Annotated in this window: 22 protein-coding genes and 1 pseudogene; 20 read left to right on the forward strand and 3 right to left on the reverse strand. The window is 28.6% G+C overall.

The window, feature by feature from the left end; translation table 11 throughout:
• Positions 1-200 precede the first annotated feature (200 nt).
• The 5 genes from B3603_RS03530 (at position 201) to B3603_RS03550 (ending at position 4,147) form a co-directional block, all read left to right on the forward strand.
• Positions 201-329: a hypothetical protein gene (locus B3603_RS03530; protein ID WP_291560815.1), complete on the forward strand. Its 129-nt coding sequence runs from the start codon at positions 201-203 to the stop codon at positions 327-329.
• Between the two features lie 13 nt (positions 330-342).
• The gene (gene hydG / locus B3603_RS03535) at positions 343-1,740 is read left to right on the forward strand and encodes a [FeFe] hydrogenase H-cluster radical SAM maturase HydG (protein WP_291560818.1); all 1,398 of its coding nucleotides are present in this window, start codon (positions 343-345) and stop codon (positions 1,738-1,740) included.
• 18 nt (positions 1,741-1,758) lie between these two features.
• Complete coding sequence (gene hydF, locus B3603_RS03540) at positions 1,759-2,952, forward strand: [FeFe] hydrogenase H-cluster maturation GTPase HydF (RefSeq protein ID WP_291560820.1); 1,194 nt, start codon at positions 1,759-1,761, stop codon at positions 2,950-2,952.
• A 117-nt stretch (positions 2,953-3,069) separates the two neighbouring features.
• Positions 3,070-3,609: a helix-turn-helix domain-containing protein gene (locus B3603_RS03545; protein ID WP_291560822.1), complete on the forward strand. Its 540-nt coding sequence runs from the start codon at positions 3,070-3,072 to the stop codon at positions 3,607-3,609.
• Positions 3,539-4,147 (forward strand): IS630 family transposase, encoded by a 609-nt coding sequence (locus B3603_RS03550; RefSeq protein ID WP_291560825.1) that lies wholly within the window; start codon positions 3,539-3,541, stop codon positions 4,145-4,147. Before B3603_RS03545 ends, B3603_RS03550 begins: the two co-directional genes overlap by 71 nt.
• Positions 4,148-4,537: 390 nt before the next feature.
• On the opposite strand, the gene B3603_RS03555 is transcribed toward B3603_RS03550, so the two are convergent.
• From B3603_RS03555 to B3603_RS03565, 3 genes are read right to left on the reverse strand one after another with little or no spacing between them, the layout of a single operon-like run.
• A complete protein-coding gene (locus tag B3603_RS03555; RefSeq protein WP_291560827.1) occupies positions 4,538-6,271 on the reverse strand; it encodes an NADH-dependent [FeFe] hydrogenase, group A6 in 1,734 nt (577 codons plus the stop codon).
• Positions 6,272-6,291: 20 nt separating this feature from the next.
• A complete protein-coding gene (locus tag B3603_RS03560) occupies positions 6,292-8,187 on the reverse strand; it encodes an NADH-quinone oxidoreductase subunit NuoF (RefSeq protein ID WP_291560830.1) in 1,896 nt (631 codons plus the stop codon).
• Positions 8,188-8,198: 11 nt separating this feature from the next.
• A complete protein-coding gene (locus B3603_RS03565; protein ID WP_291560832.1) occupies positions 8,199-8,678 on the reverse strand; it encodes a complex I 24 kDa subunit family protein in 480 nt (159 codons plus the stop codon).
• Between the two features lie 277 nt (positions 8,679-8,955).
• Between B3603_RS03565 and B3603_RS03570 the strand changes: the two genes are divergently transcribed.
• The 15 genes and pseudogenes from B3603_RS03570 to B3603_RS03640 form a co-directional block, all read left to right on the forward strand.
• On the forward strand, positions 8,956-10,131 hold the full coding sequence (locus tag B3603_RS03570; protein ID WP_291560834.1) for a MalY/PatB family protein: 1,176 nt from the start codon (positions 8,956-8,958) through the stop codon (positions 10,129-10,131).
• A 930-nt stretch (positions 10,132-11,061) separates the two neighbouring features.
• On the forward strand, positions 11,062-13,209 hold the full coding sequence (locus B3603_RS03575) for a xanthine dehydrogenase family protein molybdopterin-binding subunit (RefSeq protein WP_291560864.1): 2,148 nt from the start codon (positions 11,062-11,064) through the stop codon (positions 13,207-13,209).
• Positions 13,202-13,675, forward strand: coding sequence for a (2Fe-2S)-binding protein (locus B3603_RS03580; RefSeq protein WP_291560837.1), 474 nt, complete (start codon positions 13,202-13,204; stop codon positions 13,673-13,675). Before B3603_RS03575 ends, B3603_RS03580 begins: the two co-directional genes overlap by 8 nt.
• Positions 13,669-14,517, forward strand: a complete 849-nt coding sequence (locus tag B3603_RS03585) for an FAD binding domain-containing protein (RefSeq protein WP_291560839.1) — start codon at positions 13,669-13,671, stop codon at positions 14,515-14,517. Before B3603_RS03580 ends, B3603_RS03585 begins: the two co-directional genes overlap by 7 nt.
• Positions 14,518-14,862: 345 nt before the next feature.
• Positions 14,863-15,819: a DUF4349 domain-containing protein gene (locus B3603_RS03590; RefSeq protein ID WP_291560842.1), complete on the forward strand. Its 957-nt coding sequence runs from the start codon at positions 14,863-14,865 to the stop codon at positions 15,817-15,819.
• A 392-nt stretch (positions 15,820-16,211) separates the two neighbouring features.
• Positions 16,212-16,739 carry an ECF transporter S component gene (locus tag B3603_RS03595; protein WP_291560844.1) on the forward strand — a complete coding sequence of 176 codons (528 nt, stop codon included), beginning with the start codon at positions 16,212-16,214 and terminating at the stop codon, positions 16,737-16,739.
• A gap of 559 nt (positions 16,740-17,298) precedes the next feature.
• Complete coding sequence (locus B3603_RS03600) at positions 17,299-19,221, forward strand: ABC-F family ATP-binding cassette domain-containing protein (protein ID WP_291560847.1); 1,923 nt, start codon at positions 17,299-17,301, stop codon at positions 19,219-19,221.
• Positions 19,222-19,244: 23 nt separating this feature from the next.
• Positions 19,245-20,102 (forward strand): MerR family transcriptional regulator, encoded by an 858-nt coding sequence (locus B3603_RS03605; protein ID WP_291560849.1) that lies wholly within the window; start codon positions 19,245-19,247, stop codon positions 20,100-20,102.
• A gap of 215 nt (positions 20,103-20,317) precedes the next feature.
• A complete protein-coding gene (locus tag B3603_RS03610) occupies positions 20,318-21,472 on the forward strand; it encodes a trans-sulfuration enzyme family protein (protein ID WP_291560850.1) in 1,155 nt (384 codons plus the stop codon).
• Between the two features lie 387 nt (positions 21,473-21,859).
• On the forward strand, positions 21,860-23,119 hold the full coding sequence (locus tag B3603_RS03615) for an MFS transporter (RefSeq protein ID WP_291560852.1): 1,260 nt from the start codon (positions 21,860-21,862) through the stop codon (positions 23,117-23,119).
• A 159-nt stretch (positions 23,120-23,278) separates the two neighbouring features.
• On the forward strand, positions 23,279-24,679 hold the full coding sequence (locus tag B3603_RS03620) for a sodium:solute symporter family protein (protein ID WP_291560854.1): 1,401 nt from the start codon (positions 23,279-23,281) through the stop codon (positions 24,677-24,679).
• A gap of 55 nt (positions 24,680-24,734) precedes the next feature.
• The gene (locus tag B3603_RS03625; protein ID WP_291560856.1) at positions 24,735-24,965 is read left to right on the forward strand and encodes a hypothetical protein; all 231 of its coding nucleotides are present in this window, start codon (positions 24,735-24,737) and stop codon (positions 24,963-24,965) included.
• A 22-nt stretch (positions 24,966-24,987) separates the two neighbouring features.
• Positions 24,988-25,503, forward strand: a complete 516-nt coding sequence (locus tag B3603_RS03630; protein WP_291560858.1) for a hypothetical protein — start codon at positions 24,988-24,990, stop codon at positions 25,501-25,503.
• Between the two features lie 233 nt (positions 25,504-25,736).
• A complete protein-coding gene (locus tag B3603_RS03635) occupies positions 25,737-26,069 on the forward strand; it encodes a putative quinol monooxygenase (protein ID WP_291560860.1) in 333 nt (110 codons plus the stop codon).
• 84 nt (positions 26,070-26,153) lie between these two features.
• Positions 26,154-26,457: pseudogene (locus tag B3603_RS03640) on the forward strand (conjugal transfer protein); the annotation flags it as partial.
• Between the last annotated feature and the right edge of the window lie 305 nt (positions 26,458-26,762).

Genomic DNA, 26,762 nt, shown 5'->3' on the forward strand with positions numbered 1-26,762 from the left:
GCTTTGATATAATAAATCTATAAGAGTTTTTATAATTTTTTAATTGATAAGCTATAAAACTTATTATTGTAGGATATTTTGTGTTAAAAGATTTACCTGCAATTATGCATTAGAAACTATAAATAATGAAAATAGATCTTTGGTTTTTAATGTAGAGCAAATTTTATTATGAGAAAGCTAGATCTTATAAATATAGAGCTTTGTATGATATATATCCTGAAAATCTTGAAGATAAAAAAAGTATATTAACTGAAGTAAAAGAAATAGAGGATTTTATACATACCATTAATAGAACAGCCTTTAATACCAAAGGAGATTTAATAAAGTGATAGGAGGAAATATATGGAGAGATATAGAGGGGGAGATTTTATAATTCATGATGAAATTTTAGAAAGTATTAATTATGGATTAGAAAAATCAAAAGATATAAATTTTATTGAAAAATTATTAAATAAGGCTAAAGAAGGAAAAGGACTTAGTTATAAGGAGGCAGCAGTACTTTTAAGTGTAGAAGATGAGAAAATATTAAATAAAATATTTAAATTGGCAAGAGAAGTTAAGGAAAAAATATATGGAAAAAGAATTGTAATATTTGCGCCACTTTATGTAGGTAATTATTGCGTTAACAATTGCAAATATTGTGGCTATAAAGCTTCAAATAAAGACTTTACTAGAAAAAAATTAACAATGGAAGAATTAAAAGAAGAAGTAAGAATTTTAGAGTCTTTAGGACATAAAAGAATTGCATTAGAGGCAGGCGAAGATCCTGTTAATTTACCAATTGAATATGTGCTTCAATGTATAGAAAATATATATTCATTAAAATTTGATAATGGATCTATTAGAAGAATAAATATAAATATAGCGGCAACTACTGTAGAAAACTATAAAAGGCTAAAAGAAGCAGATATAGGAACATATATATTATTCCAAGAGACTTATCATAAAAAAAGCTATGAGGAATTCCATCTTAATGGTCCTAAGTGTAATTATGACTATCATACTACTGCAATGCATAGAGCTAGAGAAGCAGGAATAGATGATATAGGATTAGGAGTATTATATGGATTATATGATTACAAGTATGAAACTATTGCAATGTTAATGCATGCAGAAAGTTTAGAGAAAGATACTGGAGTTGGTCCTCACACTGTTTCTGTTCCAAGGATAAAAGCGGCAGAAAATGTAAGCTTGGACAACTATCCACATTTAGTAAATGATGATGCATTTAAAAGAATAGTAGCGGTATTAAGGTTATCAGTGCCTTATGCTGGAATTATACTCTCTACTAGAGAAGAAGCAGATTTTAGAGATGAAGTAATTGCACTAGGAGTTTCACAAGTAAGTAGTGGTTCTTGTACAGGAGTAGGTGGATATCAACATCAAAAAGGCAAACCACAATTTGAGCTAGGAGATAATAGATCTCCAATAGAAATTATAGAAAGTTTATGTGAAAGTGGATATATTCCTAGTTATTGTACTGCTTGTTATAGAGAAGGACGAACTGGTGATAGATTTATGGCATTAGCAAAATCAGGTGAAATAAATAATGTGTGCCAACCTAATGCATTACTAACTTTAAAAGAATTTATTATAGATTATGGTAGAGAAAAAACAAAAGTTTTGGGTGAAAATATAATAGAAAAAGAATTAGGCGAAATTAAAAATGAAGCTGTTAAAGCTTCTGTCATTGAAAAACTCAATAGAATTGAAAATGGAGAAAGAGATTTAAGATTCTAAGATAAAGGAGTTTATATTATGTTGCAAACACCAAATTCAAATAGAGTTCATATATCTGTATTTGGAAGGAGAAATGTAGGAAAATCTACTCTTATAAATGGATTAACTAACCAAAATACATCTTTGGTTTCCGAAGTAAAAGGTACTACTACAGATCCAGTATATAAAGCTATAGAGTTTCATCCAATAGGTCCAGTGGTTTTCATTGATACTGCAGGTATTGATGATGAAGGGGATATTGGAAATCTTCGTATTGAAAAAACTAAAGAAGTTTTATTAAAAACTGATGTAGCTATACTACTTTTTGATGATGAAAGTTTTAAGGGTTTTGAAATTGAAAGGCATTGGTACAATTTATTAAAAGAGAAAAACATTCCTGTGGTTGGTGCTATAAATATAAAGAATATAAATTCTATAGATAAACATAATCTATCTAATATATTTGATATTAAAATTATAGAAATTAATGCCATTACAAAGGACAATTTAAATCAGCTAAAAGAGGAATTAGTAAAAATAATTTCTAAAACAGAAAACGACTTATTAATATTAGGGGATATTATTAAACCCAAGAGTAAAGTATTATTAGTGGCTCCACAGGATATTCAAGCTCCAAAAGGGAGATTAATACTCCCACAGGTACAAACTTTAAGAGATATATTGGATCATCATGGTATTCCTATGATAGTTACTTTAGATGAGGTAGAGGATGCTCTAAAGCTTTTAAATAATAAGCCTGATTTAGTTGTGGTAGATTCTCAGGTATTTAAAATTGTTAATGAATTAATACCTAGGGATGTGCCATTGACTTCTTTTTCTATTTTGATGGCAAGGCAAAAAGGAGACTTGAAGACTTTGGTAGATGGAGCAAAGACTATAGATAAGCTTAAAAGTGGAGATAAAGTATTAATTTCAGAGGCTTGTAGTCATCATAGCTTAAAAGGGGATATTGCAAGAGAAAAGATTCCTAAACTTTTAAGCAGCAAGATTAAAGGAATAGAAATTCATAATGTAAGTGGAAGTGATTTCCCAAAAGATTTATCACAATATAAATTGGTTATACACTGCGGTTCTTGTATGTTTAATAGAGCTCAATTTATGTCAAGAATAAACTGTTGTAATAATGTTAATGTATCTATAACTAATTTTGGATTAGCAATAGCAAAATTAAATGACATGTTGGATAGAGTTATAGAACCCTTTAAATTGTAATGTAGACTAATATATAATTAATTTATATTATAGGGTTTCACAGTGAAAAATTAAGTTATACAGAATAATTTAAATTCCTTTTCAAATACTAAATGTACGTGGAAAGGAGTTTAGATTATGGGAAGAAAATCACTAGAAGTAAATTCATTACATGGATATAAAATTGAAGATTTAATTAATTTGAAAAACACAACAGAGTCTAAGTATGCTAGGTTAGTATTAACTATTATTACTATGAGATATTATGGTCATTCCAATAATGAAATTATTAAAAATACAGGTTTAAGTGTTCCAACTATAGTTGGACATATTAAAAATTGGAATATTCATGGTATAAAAGCTATAAAAGATCATCGCGGTGGATCTATGAGTAAACTTGAACCTAAGATTGTTGATAATCTTATTTATGTAACTATCAACAAAACGCCTATAGACTTTGAGTTCACTAGTAACGCCTGGACTTGTGAACTTTTAGCTCTATATATTAATAAAACTTTCGGAATACAAGTTTCTTATGAAACCATTAGAAGAACTCTAATAGCTAATAACTTATCTTACAAAAGAGCACAAGCTAAACCTACTAAAAATGACAAAGATGAGCAAGAAGCTTTTAAAAAAAATCTCAGAGACACTAGATACTTTAGAATCTTCATCTGATGTAGTTGTTTACGCATTAGATGAAACTTCTGTTAGTGTAGAGTCAAATAATCGTTCTTTATGGAGTATGGTAGGACATCCCCCTATTCTTGAAAAGAATGGTTCACATAAAGGAATCAATATTATAGGCTCTACTTCAATTTTAAATGAATTTCATACAGTTAACGATATATATTCTTCCCAACAATCAATAACATCAAAAGAAATAAAATCTCATATTGAATATCTGTTGAAAATTAATGATGATAAAAAAGTTGTAATATTTATGGATAACGCTAAAATTCATAAAAGTTTATTAATGGAAAGCTTTTATTATGATAACAAAGATAATCTTTCTATTATATTTCTACCAAAGTATTCTCCTGATATGAATCCACAAGAGAATGTTTGGAATCATTTAAAAGCTAAGTTGTTTAAACCATCTGCTAGAAAATCTATTTATGAATTAGCTTCAGATATTAAAATGATTTTTGACGAACTTAATGATAATCCTTATGAAATTCATTCGCTAGCTTATGCTAGAAATTTCCTAGTATAAATTAAATTTCGAGTTTGGAACCCTATATAGGGTTCCACAATGAAAATTTAACTTATGCATGATTTTAATTCCCACGACAAAAGTTCTTTTCTATGAATGAAAAATTAAGAATGAAAGATGAAGAATTATGGTTAAAACTCCACGACTAAAGCCTTTGGAGTTTTTTAAAAACAAATTTTATTTTAAGAAATTCACCTTTAGTGAATTTTTTCCCAAATTCTTCATTCTTCATTATTAATCCTTAATTTCTAAGGATTAAAGCTGTTTTTATAGAAAATTTATTTTCCAGAGTATATATTAAGTTTTCGCATTGTATGCTTATATAGGACTTTATTAAAGACTAACAATAAAAATTGTTAGTCTTTAATAAAATTTCCGTAAATTTAACTATTATTTTTTACTATAATGAGTGTGAAGAAGTTCATGAGATTTTTTATTATAAGGCTCTCCTAAAAACTCATCATAAAGTTTTATGATATATGGATTCTCATGAGATTTTCTTATCGATTTATTTTTATCTTCTTTATATAATGCAGCTCTGCGTTTTTCAAGAATAGAAGTATCGTCTTTAGAATAAGGCTGGCCACCTCCATTAATACAGCCGCCAGGGCATGCCATTATTTCAATTAAATGATAATTAGCAGTGCCATTTTTAATTTTTTCAAGCAAGTTTCTTGCATTCCCAAGACCACTTGCAATAGCTACATTAACATAGATATCTTTAATTTTTATAGTAGCTTCTTTAACACCATCTAAACCTCTAACAGAAGTAAAATCTAAATTTAAAAGTTCCTCTTTAGTAATCCATTCATATGCTGTACGTAATGCAGCCTCCATAACTCCACCGCTAGCACCAAAGATTGTACCAGCGCCAGTAGATTCGCCTAATGGATTATCAAAGATATCTTCATCTAAAGAAGTTAAGTTAATCCCAGCTTCTCTTATCATTTTTGCTAGTTCCCTTGTACTAATAACAATATCAACATCTGGAATTCCATTTCTAGACATTTCTGGTCTTGAAGCTTCATATTTTTTGGCAAGACAAGGCATTACTGAAACAACTACTAAGTTTTTAGGATCAATATTCATCTTCTCAGCCCAATAGGTTTTAGCAATAGCTCCCCACATTTGTTGAGGAGATTTACAGGTTGAAGGTACGTCTAGTAAATCATGGAATTGATGTTCAAAAAATGAAACCCATCCAGGGCAACAACTTGTTAACATAGGAAGTTTTCCGCTATTTTCAAATCTATGAATAAATTCAGCAGCTTCTTCCATGATAGTAAGGTCTGCACCAAAATTAGTATCAAACACATAATCAAAACCAATTTTTCTTAGCGCTGAAACCATTTTTCCTGTAACAGGGTTATCATCATCTATACCAAATTCTTCTCCTAGTGCTGCCCGTATTGCTGGTGCCGTTTGAACAACTACAATCTTATCCTTTTGATTTATTGCTCTCCAAACCTTTGAAGTGTTATCTACTTCAGTCAGCGCACCGGTTGGACAAACAGAAACGCATTGGCCGCAGAAAGTACAGCTTGTCTCTGTCATAGGTTCACCAAAAGCAGGAGAAATAACAGTTTGAAATCCTCTTTCTACAGCACTCAATACCCCTACAGTTTGAACTACATCACACATAGTGGTGCATCTTCTACACAATATACATTTATCTAAATCTCTAACAATTGAATTACTGGATGTATCTAGTGGATAAGTAGACATTTCGCCAAAGTAGGGTATTTCCCTTATACCTAAATCAGCAGCCAACTTTTGAAGTTCACAATGCATGCTTTTATGACAAAGCAAGCAATTTTGTGGATGATCTGAAAGCAATAATTCCACTACTGCTCTACGAGAAGCAATTGCTCTAGCAGTATTAGTTTTTACTACCATACCATTTTGAACTATTGTAGAACAAGCTGGTGCAAGATTTCTTCTTCCTTCTATTTCAACTACGCAAACTCTACAGGAAGCAGGCTGATTTTTAGTTTTATCATCATGCAATTTTAAATAACATAAATTTGGTATATTTATATTAAGTTTTTTAGCAGCATCGAGCACTGTTGAACCTTCTTGAATAGATACATCTATATCGTTTACTTTAAGTGAAATCAAACTCATTTTTATACCCCTTTTCTATATTATTTAAGTATAATAGCATCAACTGGACAACTTATCTTACAGTTACCACACTTTATGCATTTTTCTTGATTTATGCTATGGCGAAGCTTAACTTTACCAGTAATACAATTCACTGGACATTGTCTTGCGCATTTAGTACATCCTATACATTTATCTGTAATTACATATTTAAGTAAATCCTTGCAAACTCCTGAAGGACAAGTTTTATCAAATACATGAGCTTCATACTCATTCATAAAATATTTCATAGTGCTTAATATAGGATTAGGGGCAGTTTGCCCAAGACCGCATAATGAGGTATCTTTAATAATCTCTGAAAGTTCCTTTAATCTTTCAAGAGTTTGAGCATCACCTTTTCCTTTAGAAATTCTATCTAACATTTCTAATAAGCGAGTAGTTCCAATTCTACAAGGAGTACATTTACCACAGGATTCTTCTCTTGTGAATTCAAGATAAAATTTGGCTATATCAACCATACAATTATCTTCATCCATAACTATCATTCCACCAGAGCCCATCATTGAGCCAATAGAATTTAAAGATTCGTAAGCTATAGGAGTATTAAGATATTGGGCAGGAATGCATCCACCAGACGGACCACCAGTTTGTACTGCTTTAAACTTGCGGTTATTTTTAATCCCTCCGCCAATGTCATATATTATTTCCTTCAATGTTGTACCCATTGGTACTTCAACTAACCCAACATTATTTATTTTACCTGCTAGTGCAAAAACCTTAGTACCTTTAGAGGTAGCTGTACCAATTTGATTATACCAATCAGCACCTTTGTTTATAATTACAGGTATAGAAGCAAGAGTTTCTACATTATTAACACAGGTTGGTTTACACCATAATCCTGATTCTGCTGGAAAGGGAGGTTTATTTGTAGGTTCTCCTCTTTCACCTTCAATAGAGTGAATTAATGCAGTTTCTTCACCGCATACAAAGGCACCAGCACCATATTTAATTTGTATGTCAAAATTAAAACCAGTATTTAAAATGTTTTTTCCTAGTAATCCTAATTCTCTTGCTTGCTTAATTGCAATTTCCAATCTACTTATAGCAAGAGGGTATTCAGCTCTTATATAAACACAGCCAATAGAAGCTCCAATTGCATAGCCAGCAATTGCCATTGCTTCTATAACACTATGAGGATCACCTTCTAATATAGAACGATCCATAAATGCTCCAGGATCACCTTCATCTGCATTACAAATTATATATTTTTCATCAGATTTATAACTTTTAGCCATATGCCATTTTTTACCGGTAGGGAAGCCACCACCACCTCTACCGCGTAGACCAGAATCGTTAATTATATTTATAACCCCATCTTGACCTAGTTCTGTTAAAGATATTCCAAGAGCAAGATATCCATTTTCAGCAATATATTCTTGTATATTTTCAGGATCTATTAATCCACAATTCCTTAAAGCAATTCTTACTTGCTTTTTATAAAATGTCATTTCATCCTGTGTTTTAACTTTTTTACTTATGGTAGGCTCCTCATATAATAATCTTTCTATAATCTCACCATTAACTAAATGGGATTCTACAATTTCTCTAGTATCTTTTGGAGAAACATGAACATAAAAGACATCATCAGGAGTAATTTTTACTATAGGACCTTTTTCACAAAATCCAAAACAGCCAGTTGTAGTTACAAAGATTTCTTTTGAAAGACCAAAATCTTCAATTTCTTTAATTAGATTTTCTTTAATTAGGTCGCTTTCAGCAGATTTACAGCCAGTTCCACCACAAATTAATATAACCTTTCTATATTGAGCTTCACTATAATTATAATTGTCACAACCAGTAGATTTTCTTATATTTAATAAATTTTTGTTATCATTATGAATTTTTTTTAGTTCTTCAAATGAAGCCATTTTATTCAAGATACCGCCTCCTAATTAGTATATTCCCTAAGGATTTGTGAAACCTTGTCCACTGTTACATGACCATAAACTTTATTATTAACAGATACTACAGGTGCAAGGCCACAAGCTCCAACACATCTTAAAGAGCCCAAAGTGAATTTCATATCTTCTGTAGTCTTACCAGAAGCTATACCCAACTGATTTTCAAACTCCTTTAGAACTTCACCAGCACCTCTAACAAAACAAGCAGTACCTAAGCATACATTTATGACATACTCTCCCTGAGGCTGAGTTTTAAAAAATGAATAAAATGTAACTACCCCAAAGACTTTAGAAGCAGGAATGTCCAGTTTTTTAGAAACAAAAAGTTGAACTTCTTCAGATAAATATCCAAATATACTTTGTGCTTTGTGCAAAACTTCTATAAGTGCACCTTTTTTATTAGGAAGGGATTCTATAAATGTTTCTAACTCTAAAAATTTTTCATCTTTTTCATAACAACAGCACAATTAAAAAACCTCCTTATAATTTAATGTTATTTTTTTAACAATAAAATGTGAAATCTCTAAAAATAGCATATTTCATTACGTAAAGAATTTAGAATATGTAATATATTATGATGGAAGATTTAAAATATTATGAAAATTAATTTAAAAATATTATATATTATGAATAATTAAAATGTAAAGTTTTTTTTGAGATGATAAAACAAATTTTTATATAATAACTTAAAACTTCAAAAGCATCTATGATATAATTTATGTAAAATACAAAGGAGGGGATGGCGTGATTTATAATTTTGATGAAAGTATAGATAGAAAAAATACAGGATGTGTTAAATTTGATGGGTTAAAAGAACGATTTGGAGTGGAAGATTTAATTCCTATGTGGGTTGCAGATATGGATTTCCCAGTAGCTGAACCTATAATTGAAGCTATAAAACACAGAGCAAAGCATCCTATATTAGGATATACCAAGTTTGAAGATAGTTATTATGAAGCTATAGTTTATTGGATGAAAGATAAGCATAATTGGAACATAAAGAAAGAATGGATATGCTTTACTCCAGGTGTTGTTCCAGCATTAAATTATGCAGTTCAAGCATTTTCCTCTCAAGGAGATGAAATAATAATACAAACGCCGGTATATGCACCATTTTCAAAAGTAATTAAATTTAATGGGAGAACTATTGTTAATAATCCATTAAAGTATGAAGATAATAATTATACCATGGATTTTGATGATTTAAAAAGAAAAATAACTCCAAGAACTAAGCTGTTATTTTTATGTAATCCTCATAATCCTATAGGAAGAGTTTGGACTTTAGAAGAGTTAAAAACTTTAGGTGAAATATGTATAGATAATAATATAATTATAATATCTGACGATATACATTTTGACTTAATATACAGTGGATACAATCACACAGTAATTGCTTCAATTAGTGAAACTTTTGCACAAAATTCTATTATTTGCACTGCTCCAAGCAAAACGTTTAATATTGCAGGATTACAAGTTTCTAATATTATTATTCCAAATAAAGAATTAAGAAAAAGATTTAAAATTACTTTAGAAAATAATACTGTATCTGGTGCAAATGTTTTTGGTACAGAAGCTTTAAAAGCAGCATACTATCGCTGTGATGATTGGTTATCTCAATTAATGATATATTTAGAAGAAAGTTTAAATTATGTAATAGATTTTATTGAAAATTATATACCAAAAATAAAAGTTATAAAGCCACAGGGAACTTTTATAATTTGGCTAGACTGTTCTAATTTAAACATGGATGAAAAAGAAATTAAAGAATTTTTTGTTAGAAAATGCAGAGTAGGTCTTGATGAAGGAAGTATATTTGGACAAGAAGGAAAATATTTTATGAGAATGAATATAGCATGTTCTAAAAAAATTATTGAAGAAGCTCTAAATAGAATAAAAAAAGAAGTTGATAAGTTAACATAAAAATTTAAGCGTAATTTTTTATATATAAGTAATAGAAATAAATTAAGGAAACATAGAATTATTAATAATAATCCAGATGCTAAAAGTCTTGAAAAGTTTGTAAAAATGACCATATAACTTAATATAAGTAAATAAAATGGTTCTTCTATAATTTTAAGAAGAACCATTTTATTTTACGTAAAAAACATGTATTTCAAACTAGCTCTTAATATTTAAAAGTTAATTACATTAATTAAAAAAGTGATAGATTATGTGAATCTCACAAAATTAGTTAACATAATTAAAATTAAGAACATTATTTTTTAAAGTAAACTAGAATATGAAATAAATATTAAATTTATAAGACATTAATAAAAATTGTTAATTAAATCCAAAATTTATCATAAATGTAATATAATTATGAAATTTAAATTAAAATATATAAGAAGGGTGTCAACAATCTAATTTTAACTTTTAAAATTTCATTTAATAGTAATGTTTTAAATTTCAACTTTTTATAGCTAATTTTATAAAATTATCAAGGAGTATTTTAGATGAAAGCCAATCATAAACTCTACATTATATGATTTTGAAAGTTTTAGAAAGAAATCATATATATTATTTGAAAATAAGATAATAAAAATTCGCCTAGAGTTTTTAATAAATAAAAATATTAAGGAAATATTAGAACAATTGTGGTAGAAATTAGATAGTAAACTTACAAAAGAAGAGTGTTTTTGTAGTATTTTAATTTTTGAATTAGTTAGTATAAAAAATGGTGTTAAAACTATTATTAATCATGATGCTAGAGGAGGGGATATATTAAGCTTTAAAAGAGGGAATTTGTAATGAATTAGGATTAAGTAATATTGATATCATTGAGGATTATAATAGGATACTAGAAAAATTTAAAAGTTTAAGAACTTTAACATAGAGTGTTGCGGAGGTGTAATTTTGGGTAAATGTATAAGCACTCCAATAAATAGATTTGATGCAAAAGAGAAAATAAGTGGTGAGGCTAAATATATATCGGATATTAAATTAGAAAATTCTTTATATGCAAAAACCTTAAGATCAACTAAAGCAAGAGCAAAAATAGTAAATATAACATATCCAGTAATGCCAGAAGAATATTTTATAGTTGATAAAAATGATATAATTGGAAAAAATAGAGTGAAAATAATGTTTTATGATATGCCTTTTTTTGCTGAGGAGATAGTTAATTATATAGGAGAGCCAATAGCTCTTATAGTTGGTGAAGATAAAGAGAAAATATTAGATATTATCAATAAAATAGAAATTGAATATGAGGAAATTGAACCTATTTTTACTATAGAAGAAAGTGAGAACAGTAAAGAGAAAATTCCTATATATAAAGATGATAATTGTTTTGCAAATTATTTCTATGAAAAAGGAGTTATAGATAAGGCTTATAGTTCATCACACAGGGTGTTTAGCAGAGAATATAAAACTGGATATCAAGAGCATATATATTTAGAAACTCAAGGTATTGCTGCCACTTATGATGAAGAAACTCATAAAGTTACTGTTATTGGATCAATGCAGTGTCCTTATTTTGTGAAAAATGCAGTAATTGAGGCTATGGGATTAGCTGAAGATAAGGTTCAAATAATTCAATCTATAACTGGAGGAGCTTTTGGAGGTAAAGAAGAATATCCTTCATTAATAGGTGGTCAAGTAGTGGCTGCTACTATGAAAACCAAAAAGCCTGTAACACTTATTTTTGAAAGAGATGAAGATATAGAATGTTCAACTAAAAGACATCCATCAAAAATTAAATTAACTACTTTAGTAGATGAAAATAATAAAATTATAGGAATGGATGCAGATATAACTTTAAATGGCGGCGCTTATTCAGGACTTTCAAACATAGTGCTTCAAAGAGCTATGTTTGCAATTACAGGAGCATATAATATTCCAAATGTAAGAGTAAAAGGAAAGGCATTAGCTACAAATACAGTTCCAAATGGAGGTTTTAGAGGATTCGGAGCACCTCAAAGCATATTTGCATTAGAAATGCATATTGATTGTATGGCTAATGAATTAGGCATTGATACTTTAGAATTTAAAAAAATGAACCTACTTCATCAAGGAGATTTATCTTCAACTGGAGGAATTTTTAGAGGATATGTACCATTAAATGATTTAATTAAAAAAATTGAAGAACTTAGTAATTATAGTAAGAAAGTTAAAGAGTTTAAACTAATTAATAACTATAGAGGCATAGGATTATCATTGTTTTTTCATGGAGGAGGATTTACAGGAAGTGGGGAGAGAGACCATATAAAGGCAGTGGTTAAACTTAAAAAATATATAGATAATACTGTGGAAATACTTATTTCTAACGTGGAAATGGGTCAAGGTATTCACACCACTTTAAGAAAAATTGTGGCTTCGGAATTAGATATCCCAATCGAAACAGTGATTATTATTAATCCTGATACAGATAGAGTACCAGATTCAGGACCTACCGTTGCTTCTAGAACTATAATGGTTGTAGGAAAGCTATTGCAGGAAGCATCCAAGGAATTAAAAGAGAAATGGGAAGATAGTAAAGAAACTGAGATTACTACTAGATATAAGTTCCCTGAAGGATTTTATTGGAATGATGAAACTTTTCAGGGAGATGCCTACAATGAGTATTCATGGGGTGCTAATGTTGTAGAGGTACAAGTTAATCCCATTACTTATGAAGTGGATGTTAAAGAGATATATGCAGTATATGATGTTGGAATTGCAATTGATGAAAAAATAATTAAAGGTCAAATAGATGGAGGAATTATTCAAGGATTAGGACATAGTTCTATTGAAGTTATGGAATGTAAGAATGGTAAACTTATTCAAAGAACTAATACGGATTATGTTATACCTACAGCTTTAGATTTTTCAAATATTAAAAGTGAGCTTATAAATAATCTATATGATAATGGACCTTTTGGAGCTAAAAGTGCAGGAGAATTAACTTTTGTAGATGCACCTGTGGCTTATGCTTTAGCAGTTAAAAATGCTATAGGAAAAGATATAAATAAAATACCAGTTAATCCAGAGTACCTAATGGAGGTGATGGACAGTGAATAAAGTAAGTTTTGTATTGGATAATAAGGAAATTATTTTAGAATGTAATCCAGTAAAAAGATTAATTGATGTGTTAAGAGAAGAATTTAATATAACTGGAATTAAAGAAGGGTGTGGACAAGGTGAATGTGGAGCTTGTTCAGTTATAATAAATAAAAGATTAGTAAATTCCTGTCTAGTACCTATTGGTATTTTAGAAAACATGGAAGTTTTAACTATAGAAGGATTAAAATTAACTAATCGATTTGAAATTTTACGACAAGCTTTTGAGGATGCAGGAGCAGTACAATGTGGTTTTTGTACACCTGGAATGATAATGGCAGCTGAAGCACTTTTAACTAATAATCCTAATCCTAAGGAAGAGGATATAAGAAGAGGTATATCAGGAAATTTATGTAGATGTACTGGATATAACATGATAGTAGAGGCAGTGAAATTGGCATCTAAAAGAGGTGAGGGATTATGGTAAATTGTTATAGGCCCAATACTCTAGAAGAAGCATTAGACATATTGAATAGGGAAGAATGTATTATATTAGCAGGTGGAACAGACCTTATGGTTAGAAAGAAGCGATGGTCTGGGTTGATACCTAATTTTGAAGAACAAGTATTGTTTATAAGTCATTTACCGGAATTAAAAGAAGTAAGATTAGAAGATAATGATTTAGTTATTGGGAGTTGTTGCAAATTAGGGGAATTAGAAATAAATAATATGATTCCTCAATATCTTAAAGAGATTATAAAAGAAATGGCGTCAATTGGAACTAGGAATATTGCAACTATTGGAGGAAACATTTGTAATGGCTCTCCAGCGGGAGATATTTTACCTCCACTATATGCATTAGGGAGTAAAGTAGTTATAGCTAATAGTAATGGAGAAAAGAAAATCCCTATAAAAGAATTGATAGTTGGACCAGGAAAAACAATATTAAAAAATAATGAGATATTAAAGGAAATCATTCTAGAGAATTATAATTTTACTGATTATTATTATCACAAAGTAGGTACTAGAAAATCTACAGCACTAGCTAAAGTTTCATTTATAGGATTTTATAAAATTGAAGATGACATAGTAAAAGATATAAGAATAGCATTGGGAGCAGTGTCTCCAACTATTGTAAATGATAGAGATTTAGAGTGTTCATTTATTAGCTTAAGCAAATTGGAAGCAAAGGCAAAATTAGAAGAAATAATAGAACGATATAAAGAGATTATCATGCCTATAGATGATGCTAGATCTACAGCTAGATATAGAAAAAAAGTTTCAATTAATTTAATAAATCATTTTTTTAATGAAAGAGTTTTTAAATGATATTTTCATAAATTTCAAATTAATTTTGAAGACTATAAGATTAAACTCTTAAATAAAAAACTAGCAAGTAATTTGCTAGTTTTTTACTTTCAAATTTATATATTCTTTACATAGTTAAAATTTAAAGAATATATAAATTTAGAGATTAATTTTAAAGCTTGAACATAACTATGAATTAAAAATTTTCGTATAGTATATAAGGAATCAATAAATAAACAACTAGTCAGCATAATAGTCTATTTTGTACTATGCTAGGTCATTGGAAATCATTACTTTAAATATTCTATTATTTTTGATTAGTTATCTTATTTGAGAAACCTAAATAAATTGTGGAAGGTGAATTTTATGAGAAATCCTATAAGAAATTTTCTAAGTATTTTTTTAGCTATATTTATTAGCTTATTTGCATTTATTGGCTGTGGGACTGATAAAAAATCAGAAGTAGTAGAAGAGAGTTTCCAATGTGAAAGTTCTGCTAAAGACTATGCAATAAACGATAGTGAGCAAAATAACAAGTTAATGGAAGACAGCAAAGTAAAAGAAAATAAAGTGGAAGAAAATAAACTTATTAATTCTTCATCTAAAAAAATAATAAGAAATGTAGATATTACGTTACAAACTACTGAGTTTGAAAAATCTATTGAATCAATTAATAAAAGTATAGATGAATTTAAAGGATTTATACAGAACTCTTATATGAATGGTAATGGGATAGACAATAAGGGAAATACTTATAATAGAAATGGTAATATAACAGCAAGAATTCCAAGCAAAGATTTAGAGAAGTACCTTACTAAATTAAAATCTATAGCTCATGTAACTCAAGAAGGTCAGCATGGTGAAGACGTAACTTTGACATATGTTGATAATGAAGCTAGACTTAAGGTTTTAAAAGTAAAAGAAGAAAGATTATTAGAAATCCTTAAAGAAAGCAAGAATGTTACTGATATAATTGCAGTAGAATCAGAACTTTCTAAAGTTAGATATGATATTGAATCAGTAGAAGGTTATTTAAAGAATTTAGATAATTTAATAGAATATTCAACAGTATATATCAATGTAGAAGAAGTTGAACAAATTAAGAATGAAATTGATGTAAAAGGAAGTATATTTGAAAAAATGATCAATTCTTTTATAAATTCTATAAAAGATGTTGGATATTTAATGAAAAATTCTATTATTTATATTGCTGCATCTATTCCATATATAGTTGTAATAGGATTAATAGTGTTCTTATTTAGATTTATAATAAAAAAATTTAATATAAAAGATAAGTTTATTAAGCCATTTTCAAAAAAATAGTTAGTTAATATTTAAATTCTAAATAGAGAATAAATATGCTGTGAATTAGAGTGTATTTATTCTCTTCTTAATTTTATAGATATTTTTATTTATGTATTTACAAATGAAAAGGAACAATATATACTAGTGTATATACACTAGTAATATTTAAGGGGGAAATACTTATGGATAATAAATTAGAGAAAATGGTGCTTACTTCGATATTTATAGCCTTTTCAATAATAATACCTATACAATTTGGATTTTTAAGAATTAATATACCACCATTTTCTGCAACNNTCAATTCTCCATTAATTAAAGTTGTGAATACAAATAATCTAATAACACAATTATATGAATGCATAGATTAAATTTGAAAGTAGTATATCTATATATAAATGGGGGAGATTATTATGAAAATGAATATTAAAAAAATGGTAATATCAGCATTATTGATGGCTATATCTATAATCATACCGTTAGTCTTTGGTTCAACTTTGAGAATATATATACCACCATTTTCTGCAACTTTGGCATCACACGTACCAATGTTTTTATCTATGTTTTTAGGACCTTTTGAGGCAGCAGTCGTTGGTATTGGATCTGCAATCGGATTCTTATTTGCATTTCCTGATCCAGTAATTGCAGCTAGAGCAGCAATGCACATAATAGTAGGATTTGTAGGAGGAAAATTAATACTTAAAAATGTAAGTTTTACTAAGACCATTTTTATAACTGCACCACTGCATGGATTCTTAGAAGCTTTAGTTGTAATGCCTTTTGGTTTTGATTTATATAAAGCATTAATTGTAGTAGGTATTGGTGGTGTATTACATCATATTGCCGACGGCTTTATTACCTTACCTTTAGTAGCATCTATAAATAAGGCTACAGGAAATTTACTTTGTAGTAATAATAAAAGAAAAGATATGGCAGCTTAAATTTAGATTTTTATGGTATTCAGATAAAAGATAGGAGTTCTAGTAAAAAGTCGTGATTAGAAATCACGACTTTTTACTATTTCTTTTTATCTTTATTCTTTTTAGTGTCTGATTTCTTTTTACTATTTGACTTATCTGTAGCTTTCTTCGATTTGTTTGCCATAAAGTTCCTCCTTTTATTTGATATTATATTATATTTAAATATGTCTAAAAAAATAACTAATAAGTATTGTGATATATTTTATTAATTCACAAAGAATCAATTTCAACCATAATTGTAAATTATGAATTGGAATATTCAAGGTTGTAGCCATATTAGCTGTATGCTAACTTCTTAGGGGATTTATCTATATTAAGTCGTTCCATTTGTATATTGAAAAATATCCTCAGAATTTTTTACTAGTTATTCTATTTCAGACACCTAATATTAATTAATAGTGAAATTGTTATAGTATTTCTGTATAATTATATAGAACCAAGATAAAATTTGAGTTTATATAAAGATTTAATTATATATATAAAACAATTTTATGAAAATTAACTAAAAGGATGGAGTTTTATGAATTTAATAACTTTAGAAAATATATGTAAAAGCTATAGTGATAAAACACTATTAGAAAATATAAAATTGACTATTACTGATGAAGACAAGATAGGGGTAATAGGTGTAAATGGAGCAGGGAAATCTACTCTTTTAAAAATAATTGCAGGAATGGAGACTTCTGATAGTGGTGATATTATAAAAATGAATGGACTTAGAATAGAATACTTACCTCAAGAAGTTATCTATGAAGCAGAAGATACTGTATTGGAACAGATTTTTAAAGGATCTTCAGAAGTTATGAAAATGTTAAGAGAATATGAAAGTATACTTCACAAACTTTCATTAGATGGTGACAATACTACTCTTCAAAAAAGCTTAATGTCTCTTCAAAGTAAAATGGATGCTTTAAATGGATGGCAGTTAGAAAGTGAAGCAAAAAGAATATTAACAAAATTAGGTATAAATAATTTTAATGATAAGATGAAAGTCCTATCTGGAGGACAAAGGAAGAGAGTAGCATTAGCTTCTTCGCTAATATCTCCTTGTGATTTATTAATTTTAGATGAGCCTACTAATCATATGGATAATAACATTATAGAATGGTTAGAAAACGAACTTAGAAATAGAAAATCCGCATTGTTGATGATTACTCATGATAGATATTTCTTAGATAGAGTTGCTAATAAAATAATTGAAATTGATAATGGGAACATCTACGGATATCTAGGAAACTATTCAACTTTTATAGAGAAGAAACTTGAAAGAATTGAACTTATGCAAAGCTTAGAAAGAAAAAGACAAAACTTATATAGAAAAGAACTATCATGGGTAAAAAGAGGAGCTAAGGCTAGAAGTACTAAACAAAAAGCTAGATTGGAAAGATTTGAAGAAATTAAAAATAGCAAAGTTGAAATAAAGGATAATAAAATAGACATATCTACAGGTAGCAGTAGACTTGGCAAAAAAATAATTAATGTAGAGAATATTTATAAATCCTTTGGAGAAAAACAGTTAATTAAGGATTTTAGTTATATTGCAACAAAAGAAGATAGAATAGGAATAATAGGACCAAATGGAGTAGGGAAGTCTACACTTTTAAATATATTAAGTGGTAGATTAGAAGTAGAAAGTGGAGTGATTGAATTTGGTGACACTGTAAAACTTGGCTATTTTACTCAAGAAAATGGTGAGATGAATGACGAACTTAGAGTTATTGATTATATAAAGGAAATAGCAGAATTTATAACCACAAAGGATGGAATTGCAATTTCTGCTTCTCAAATGCTAGAAAGATTTATGTTTGAAGGTGCAATGCAATATACCCCTATATCAAAGCTATCTGGTGGAGAGAAAAGAAGGTTGTATTTACTTAGAATATTGATGGAGAGTCCTAATGTATTGTTCTTAGATGAGCCTACTAATGATTTAGATATAGATACCCTTACTATATTGGAAGAGTATCTTGAAGAATTTAATGGTTCAGTAATTACTATATCCCATGATAGATACTTTTTAGATAAAATTGCTAATAAAATTTTTACTTTTGAAGGTAATGGAAAAATATTAGAAATTACAGGTAATTATAGTGATTATAAGGAATATAGTGAACTTTACTTAACCAATGAAAAAAAAGATGAAAGTATAAATAAAAGTAAAGAAATCAAAAATAAAGAATCTAAAAAAGAAAAACCGTTAAAGTTTTCTTATAAAGAAATGAAAGAGTATGAAGAGATCGATGAAAAAGTTGAAGAGAAAGAAAATGAATTAAATGAAGTTGAGGAAAATATAAGTAATGCAGGAAGTGATTTTGTATTACTTCAAGAACTACTAGAAAAGCAAAGTAAGATTGAAGAAGAGTTGGAGTATTTAATGGAAAGATGGACTTATCTCAATGAGTTATCTGAAAAAATTAAGGAGAATAAAGAAAATAATCTATAAGATGATTTAGGAGTGCAAATTATATGAGCAAGTATTTTTCTATTGGAGAAATGTCAAAGCTCCATAAAATAAGTATACAAACTCTTAGGTATTATGATCAAATAGACTTATTTAAGCCAGTGTACGTAGATAAAGAAAGTAGTTATAGATATTATTCAATAGATCAATTTTCACAATTAGATATTATTAAGTATTTAAAATATTTAGGTATTCCACTAAAAGAAATAAAAAGTAAATTAGAAAAAAACAATGAAGAGATATTGAATCTATTAAGTAATAAAATTGATATGGTAAATGATAAAATTAAAGAATTAGAGCTAATTAAGAAAGTGCTTCAAACTAAGAAAGAAACTATAGAAAAAGGTTTGAAGGTAGATGAAGTAGGAAAAATAAATAGAAAGTATATGCAAAAAAGAAGTATTTTATCTATGGAGTATGAAGAAGGCTTAAGTATAAAAGACACAATAGAATTGACAAGACGTCAGATTGCAAATATTTTAGAAGAAAATATTTCTGTTTTTTATGGTGGAGTAAGTGGATTAGTATCCATGAAAAAAGTAATAGAAAATGAAGAAGTTATTTATGAAAATAGTTTTGTTACTGTGGAGAAGGATCTTTTTAATAGTGAAGCACAAAAACATATTACAGAAATTCCATCAGGTGAATTTATATGTATGACTTATAAAGGACGGTACACTGACAATTATAAACACTTTAAAAAGCTTATAGATTACGTAGAATATAAGCGTATACCAATAGAAGATTATATCTATGAAATACCAATAATTGATCCTTTATCTACAAATAATGAAAAAGAATTTCTTACAGAAGTACAAATATTAGTGAAAAAAAGAGAGATAGATTTAAGATGTTTAGTATAAAATACCGATGAATATCGGTATTTTTTTATGCTTAAATTACTAAATATAAAAAAAATAAAAAATATTGACTCTATAGTTACTATAGACTTTATAATCATAAATATAGAAAATTGCAAAAAATAAGAAAAATATTATTATGCGACAAGAAAAGTATAGAATTATATGGCTTGAAAACAATATCATCATTAAAATATTTAAAGTAGGAGGAATTTAAAGTGAGTAACAATTTAAGTTATGACTTAGAAACTAAAATAATTCATTGGGGGCATAGGCCAGATCCAGCGACAGGAGCGTTAGCTACTCCTATATATCAAACTGCCACATTTGCAGCAAAAACCATAGAAGATTTTGAAGAATTGTGTAGAAGTTTTGGCTATGTATATACGAGAGAGTGCAATCCTACATTAACTGAATTAGAACTTAAATTAGCTATGTTAGAAAATGGAGACAGTGCTATAGTTAGCACATCAGGTATGGGAGCTATAACATCTACAATATTAGCCTTAATAAAAAGTGGAGATCATATAGTAAGCTCTGATGGAATATTTTCACACACTAAATTATTTATGAATGAATTGTTAGGAAAATTTGGCGTTGAAGTTACTTTTGTAGATGCTGTTGATCCAGAAAATATAAAGTCAGCATTAAAATCAAATACAAAACTAGTTTATATAGAAAGTCCTTTAAATCCATCTTTAGACTTAGTTGACATAAAGACTATATCGGAAATTGCTCATGATAACAAAAGTATAGTTATTGTAGATAGCACATTTGCTAGTCCAATATTACAAAAACCTATAGATTTAGGAGCTGACTTAGTTGTTCATAGTTTAACTAAGTATATAAATGGACATGGAGATACCTTAGGTGGAGTAGTAATAGGCTCAAGAGAATTAATAGATTTAGTTAGATGGCCAGGATTGCCATGTTTTACAGGTGCATCACTGCCACCTATGAATGCATGGATGATACTAAGAGGCATGAAAACCTTAGATATGAGAATGAAAAAACATTGTGAAAATGCTTTAGTTGTATCTAAATTTTTAAGTACAGAAGAAAAGGTTGAAATAGTAAAATATCCAGCATTAAAATCTCATCCACACTATGAATTATGTCAAAAGCAGATGAATGGAATGGGTGGAGGTATTGTGTCCTTTAAATTAAAAGATGGAATAAATGGTTTAACTAGAGATGAGGCAAGTAGAAAATTGATTAATGGACTAGAACTATGCACAATAGCTACTAGCTTAGGAGAAGAGCATACATTAGTTCAAATGAATGGTGAAAACCTTATAAGAATAGCTATAGGACTAGAATCTGCAATAGATATAGTAAATGATTTTAAGCAAGCTATAGAAAAAATAAAATAATTTCATTATGTTAAGTGTAAACTTTCGACATTATTAAAATATAAATCTTATATGAAAGCTTAAAATTTACTTTAGAAAATAAATTTTATATAAAAACATTTTAGTCCCTTGAAAATTAAGAATTAATAGTTGAGAATACGAATTTAATATGAAATTCACCTTTAATAAATTCCCTAAAATAAAATTTATTCTAAAAAACTCTGAAGGCTTTGATAGTGCATTTTTAATTATAATTCGTATTCTTAATTTTTAGTTCATGAAGAAATAGTTTTTGCTATAGAAATTAAAATATTGTATAAATTGAATTTCTAACTAAGAATTCTATATAGACTCTTAACAACTTATGAATTAAGAGGATGCATAAAAAACATAAGGAGAAATGAGAAGATGGAAAAGAAGAAAAATTTTAAAAGGTTTCTTATAATATTTATATTAGCATTTGGAACTACAGCAATGTATAGTCTGCCTTATATGAAATCATCATTTTATGATCCAATGCAACAGGCATTAAATTTATCACATACTCAAATAGGTAATTTACTAAGTTTATACGGACTAATAGGAATGATATCCTACTTTGTAGGAGGATGGCTTGCAGACAAATTTTCAGTTAAAAAGTTATTATGTTTTTCTTTGGTGTCTTCAGGTGGGATAGGGTTTTACTTTGCTACATTCCCATCCTATAATGGCTTACTTTTAACTTTTATATTATGGGGTGTAACAACCATAATGACCTTTTTTTCAGCTTCAGTAAAAGTTGTAAGAATGCAAGGTAGTGAATCAGAACAAGGGAGAATATTTGGGTTTTATGAAGGACTGTCAGGAATATCAGGGACTTTAATATCTTTTATAGGATTATATTTGTTCGGTAAATTCACGGAGATAACTATTGGATTTAAATATGTTGTTTGGCTATACTCAATAGCTTCTATAATATGTGGAATATTACTAGTAATACTACTTGAAGAAAAGAAAGAAGAAGAAACCTCAAGTGATAATGTGAGCTTTAAAGGAGTGATAAAGGTTGTTACTATGCCTAAAGCTTGGTTAATAGGAATTATCATATTTTCAACTTATTTAGTATTTTCAAGTTTAACTTATTTGAGTCCTTATTTATCAGAAATATATGTAATGCCAATGGCACTAGTTTCTACTATATCTATAATAAGAACTTATGTTATAAAAATGGGGGCATCTCCTGCTGCTGGAATCATAACTGATAGGGTTGGATCATCTATAAAAGTCATGTTTATAGGATTTATATTGATGGCCGTAAGTACTGCAGCTTATTTAATAATACCTAAGAATCAAAGCTTCATATGGATAGCAGTTATAAATATGATAATATTAAGCATAATATTATTTGGTTTTAGAGGTATATACTTTGCTTCAGTTTCTGAATCTAACATTCCATTAGAAACTACAGGAGCAGTAGTTGGATTTGCATCATTCATAGGGTTTTCCCCAGATGCGTTCTATTATACTCTTGCTGGAAATTGGTTAGATACATATGGACAAAGAGGATATACTTACATATTCATGCTTTCAGTAATATGTGCCATAATAGGCGTATTTGCAACTTATACATTAGTTAAAATAAATGAGAAAGAAAAGAAATTGGAAATATTGAATAAAGAAATAGCTTAAGAAACAATTTATACATACTATTATTAAATACATTAGACTTTAAATGCAATGAGAATAGAGCTCTACTTATCTTCTAAAAAAGATGGGTAGAGTTATTCCAATTTACAATTATAATAATATAAAAGATAGTCTTTATACTTAAAATTACGGAGGATAATTATGCTAACATTATGGGAAAATGGAATCATAGTAGTTTTTGCTCTTTTATTAATAGCAGTGGCATACTATTTTTCTAGAAATATAAAAAATATGGAAAGTTACTATTTAGGGAATCGTAGTTTGCCATGGTCTCTAATAGTTGGTACATTAGTTGCATCTTGGTATGGTGGAGTAGGAACTGTTGGAAGTGTAGAATATGCAGCTATATATGGATTATCTGCATGGGCAGTTTGGTCTATAGCGGCTCATATAGGTAGAATGCCACTAGCATTATGGGTTGGACCAAGAATTCATATAAGAACAGATATAACAGTGCCAGATTTATTAGAAAGCTTTTATGGAAAATATGTAGCTATATTAGGAGCAATACTGATGTTTGTATACTGCGCACAGCTTGGAGAAATAACTGCACTGGGTACAATAGGGGAAGTTGCATGGGGCATAGATAAAGAAACAATAGGTTTTATACTTGTTTTAGTGGTTGTTATTTTAACTGTACTTGGTGGATTTATGGGAGTAGCTATAACTGACATGATATTATTTTTTTGTATGGTATTTGGATTAACCATGGTTATGCCAGGACAATTTAAACAAATAGGTGGATTTGCAGGACTTACAGAAGCTTTAAAAAATGCACCTAATCTTATGCACCCAACAAGAGGAATGTCTATGATGAAAGCCTTAATGCTCATAGTATATTCTTTTGGAGCTTATTCAGATCCAACTTTTTACCAAAGATTTTCAGCGGCTGATTCTCCTAAAGTTGGGAGAAGGGCATTATTAACCTGTTTTTCATTATGGATATGTTTTGATATGGTGCTTGTGATCACAGGACTTATAGTTAGAGCTACTTACCCAGAAATGCCACCAGCTGCTGGATATATAACTTTAGTTTTAAATACGCTACCAAAAGGAGTAAGACTAATCTTTATAATTGGAATATTAGGCTCTATAATTTCTACATTAGATAGCTATTATCTTGCAGCAGGAGCTACATTAGCTAATGACATATATGGCAGAATAACAAAAAAAGAATTATCACAAAAACAGTTAGTTAAATTAACTAGGATAGGAATTGTAGTAGCGGCAGTAATGGGATTAAGTATTGCCTTCAAATTTGAAAATGTATATGATGCCTGTATATTTGTGGGAAGTATATGGATGGGATCTGCTTTTGTACCCATAGTAGGAGCACTTTTGGGAAATGGAAAAAGGACAGCTTTAGGTGGAATATTAGGTATGCTTGTTGGTGGATTTACCTTTGGATACTTTAAAATATTTCCAGTACAGAAATTTCAACTTGAACCACTTGTAATAGCAATTCCTCTTTCTTTTATTGCTTGGAATATAGGAAATAGAATAGGAAAAGATTTAAATCAAAATAATAATGAAAATATATAGAGGCTTGTAGAAGCTTTCAAGTAATTTAAGATAATATAGTAAAGGAGAGTTAAGCATGTCTAAACTAGTGTCTAAAGTTAAAAAAGATTTAGAAATAAAATGGTTTGGTATAGATGGTTTTTTAGTATTACTTTATTTTGTAATAGCAAGTTTCATATTTTATGGTATCCTTACAAAGAATGATTTTATAGTAGGTAAATTAATACCTTTTGGAGTTATGGTTGCAGTTACCATTGTATTTTTGGATTACTTATATCAAATATATAAAATGATAAAACAGAGATAATTTCCAAAAGAAGGTGAATAATATGAAAATAAATGCTTTACCTATAAAAGTTACAGAAGAGGAAGCTATAGAAATAGCTAAAAATGGTAAAGGATCGGTTTTAAGTAGAATATTTTTAAAGTATAAAAAAGTACATGAAGTTAGACTACATTATATAGAATTTAAATTGGTAACTATAGAAATACAACAAAATAAAGATAATAAGGCTAATATATTAAAAGTACTTATAAATGGATCAACTGGATCAGGTAGTATAGCTCAAGATGTTGTTCCTATATCTATAACATCACAAGATGTAGATGAAGACATAGTACAGTATTCTGATAAGGATGATACAAAGATTCGTTCAAAAGCTATAAAAATGACTATGAGAATAACTCATAAATTTATGGGCAAAATACCTGAAATTAAAATAATAAAAATAGATAGCATATTTAGACCATATTGGGTTGTATTTTTTGATAAAGTAGAAAAAAATAAAAAAGTAATATATCTTCCAATAGAAGCAGACGGCTTTAAAATCAATAAAGGCTTTTAGTATTTACTTATAGATTATTTTAAATAGAAATAAAGGTAGAAATTAGTTATAAGGGATTAACGTAAAAAATTAATTTATAATATGATGAGTATGTCGGTTGATTGTCCATTTGTTAGTGTTTTCCTCAAATGATTAAAAGGCAAACACTGAAAAAATCAATATTATTGTATTATGTCTCTCATACATGATAGACTGGTGATGAATCTATGGAAATAAAAATAGGAGGATTTACTATGAGTAATGCAAAAGAAACCATCATCCTTTATATACGCTTTACAATCAAGGAAGGAAAAAAAGAAGAGTTTCGAGAGTTGCTATCTGCAAATATGGATAGAATGGAACATGAACCTGCTTTTATAAGTGCCATTCTTTCTGATGATGTAGACAATTCAAATGAACTTACTCTCTATGAGATTTGGAAAGGTACAAAAGAAAGTTGGTTAAAGGAAGAATTACCAAAACCTTATAGAGAAGAGTATGAAGCAAAACTTGCCGATTTGATTGAAGAACGCATGATTTATTATCTGTCTCCAACCAAAGAGTGGAGAACGAATCTTACGAAATAAAAATTAAATATATGATATTTCTAAAGAGTAACTTATCTAACAAACAGGTTGCTCTTTTTCATTTTACAAAGAAAGGACAATGATATGAAAAAAATAAAAAGTTACACCAGTATCTGGTCAGTAGAAAAAGTCATTTATGTCATCACTGATTTACAACTACCCTTCCCAATTACTTTTACCCAAATGACATGGTTTGTGGTCTCTCTGTTTTTCGTGATAATGTTTTGCGGTACCACCACTATCATTCATTGAGGGTGCATTTTTAAAGTATGCAGGCATCCTCATTGGTTTTACGTGATTTATGTGCTAAAAGACCTTTGATGGAAAGAACCCCTATGGCTTTATGAAATCTCTGCTTACTTATATCATACAAAAGAAAAGAATCTATAAAAAGTGCAACGAAAATAGGAAAAGAGCCCCAAGCTCTTGGAAATAAAGGGCTTATGCCTATCCCGCTACTATTCCCACTCAATTGTATAAGGTAGAAATTCAAATAATTCAATAATACAATTATATAAATGTATAGATTTAATTTAGAAGTAGCACGTCTATAGATAAACTACCTTAAAACTTAACGTATATCTCTATGACATTTTAATACACAATTAAGGTTGAAATTATTTTTGATCAAAATAATTTCTTTAATGGATTTTTAACTAGCAACACAATTACTAGTTTTCCACCTCTGGGGAA

The sequence above is a fragment of the Clostridium sp. UBA2485 genome (assembly GCF_002341865.1).
Lineage (GTDB): Bacteria > Bacillota > Clostridia > Clostridiales > Clostridiaceae > Clostridium_J.

Bases quoted from the DNA above. Each gene is read 5' to 3' on its own strand.
- hydG (WP_291560818.1), top strand. From the start codon at position 343: ATGGAGAGATATAGAGGGGGAGATTTTATAATTCATGATGAAATTTTA.
- hydF (WP_291560820.1), top strand. From the start codon at position 1,759: ATGTTGCAAACACCAAATTCAAATAGAGTTCATATATCTGTATTTGGA.
- B3603_RS03545 (WP_291560822.1), top strand. From the start codon at position 3,070: ATGGGAAGAAAATCACTAGAAGTAAATTCATTACATGGATATAAAATT.
- B3603_RS03550 (WP_291560825.1), top strand. From the start codon at position 3,539: ATGACAAAGATGAGCAAGAAGCTTTTAAAAAAAATCTCAGAGACACTA.
- B3603_RS03555 (WP_291560827.1), bottom strand. From the start codon at position 6,271: ATGAGTTTGATTTCACTTAAAGTAAACGATATAGATGTATCTATTCAA.
- B3603_RS03585 (WP_291560839.1), top strand. From the start codon at position 13,669: ATGGTAAATTGTTATAGGCCCAATACTCTAGAAGAAGCATTAGACATA.
- B3603_RS03590 (WP_291560842.1), top strand. From the start codon at position 14,863: ATGAGAAATCCTATAAGAAATTTTCTAAGTATTTTTTTAGCTATATTT.
- B3603_RS03595 (WP_291560844.1), top strand. From the start codon at position 16,212: ATGAAAATGAATATTAAAAAAATGGTAATATCAGCATTATTGATGGCT.
- B3603_RS03600 (WP_291560847.1), top strand. From the start codon at position 17,299: ATGAATTTAATAACTTTAGAAAATATATGTAAAAGCTATAGTGATAAA.
- B3603_RS03605 (WP_291560849.1), top strand. From the start codon at position 19,245: ATGAGCAAGTATTTTTCTATTGGAGAAATGTCAAAGCTCCATAAAATA.
- B3603_RS03615 (WP_291560852.1), top strand. From the start codon at position 21,860: ATGGAAAAGAAGAAAAATTTTAAAAGGTTTCTTATAATATTTATATTA.
- B3603_RS03620 (WP_291560854.1), top strand. From the start codon at position 23,279: ATGCTAACATTATGGGAAAATGGAATCATAGTAGTTTTTGCTCTTTTA.
- B3603_RS03625 (WP_291560856.1), top strand. From the start codon at position 24,735: ATGTCTAAACTAGTGTCTAAAGTTAAAAAAGATTTAGAAATAAAATGG.
- B3603_RS03630 (WP_291560858.1), top strand. From the start codon at position 24,988: ATGAAAATAAATGCTTTACCTATAAAAGTTACAGAAGAGGAAGCTATA.
- B3603_RS03635 (WP_291560860.1), top strand. From the start codon at position 25,737: ATGAGTAATGCAAAAGAAACCATCATCCTTTATATACGCTTTACAATC.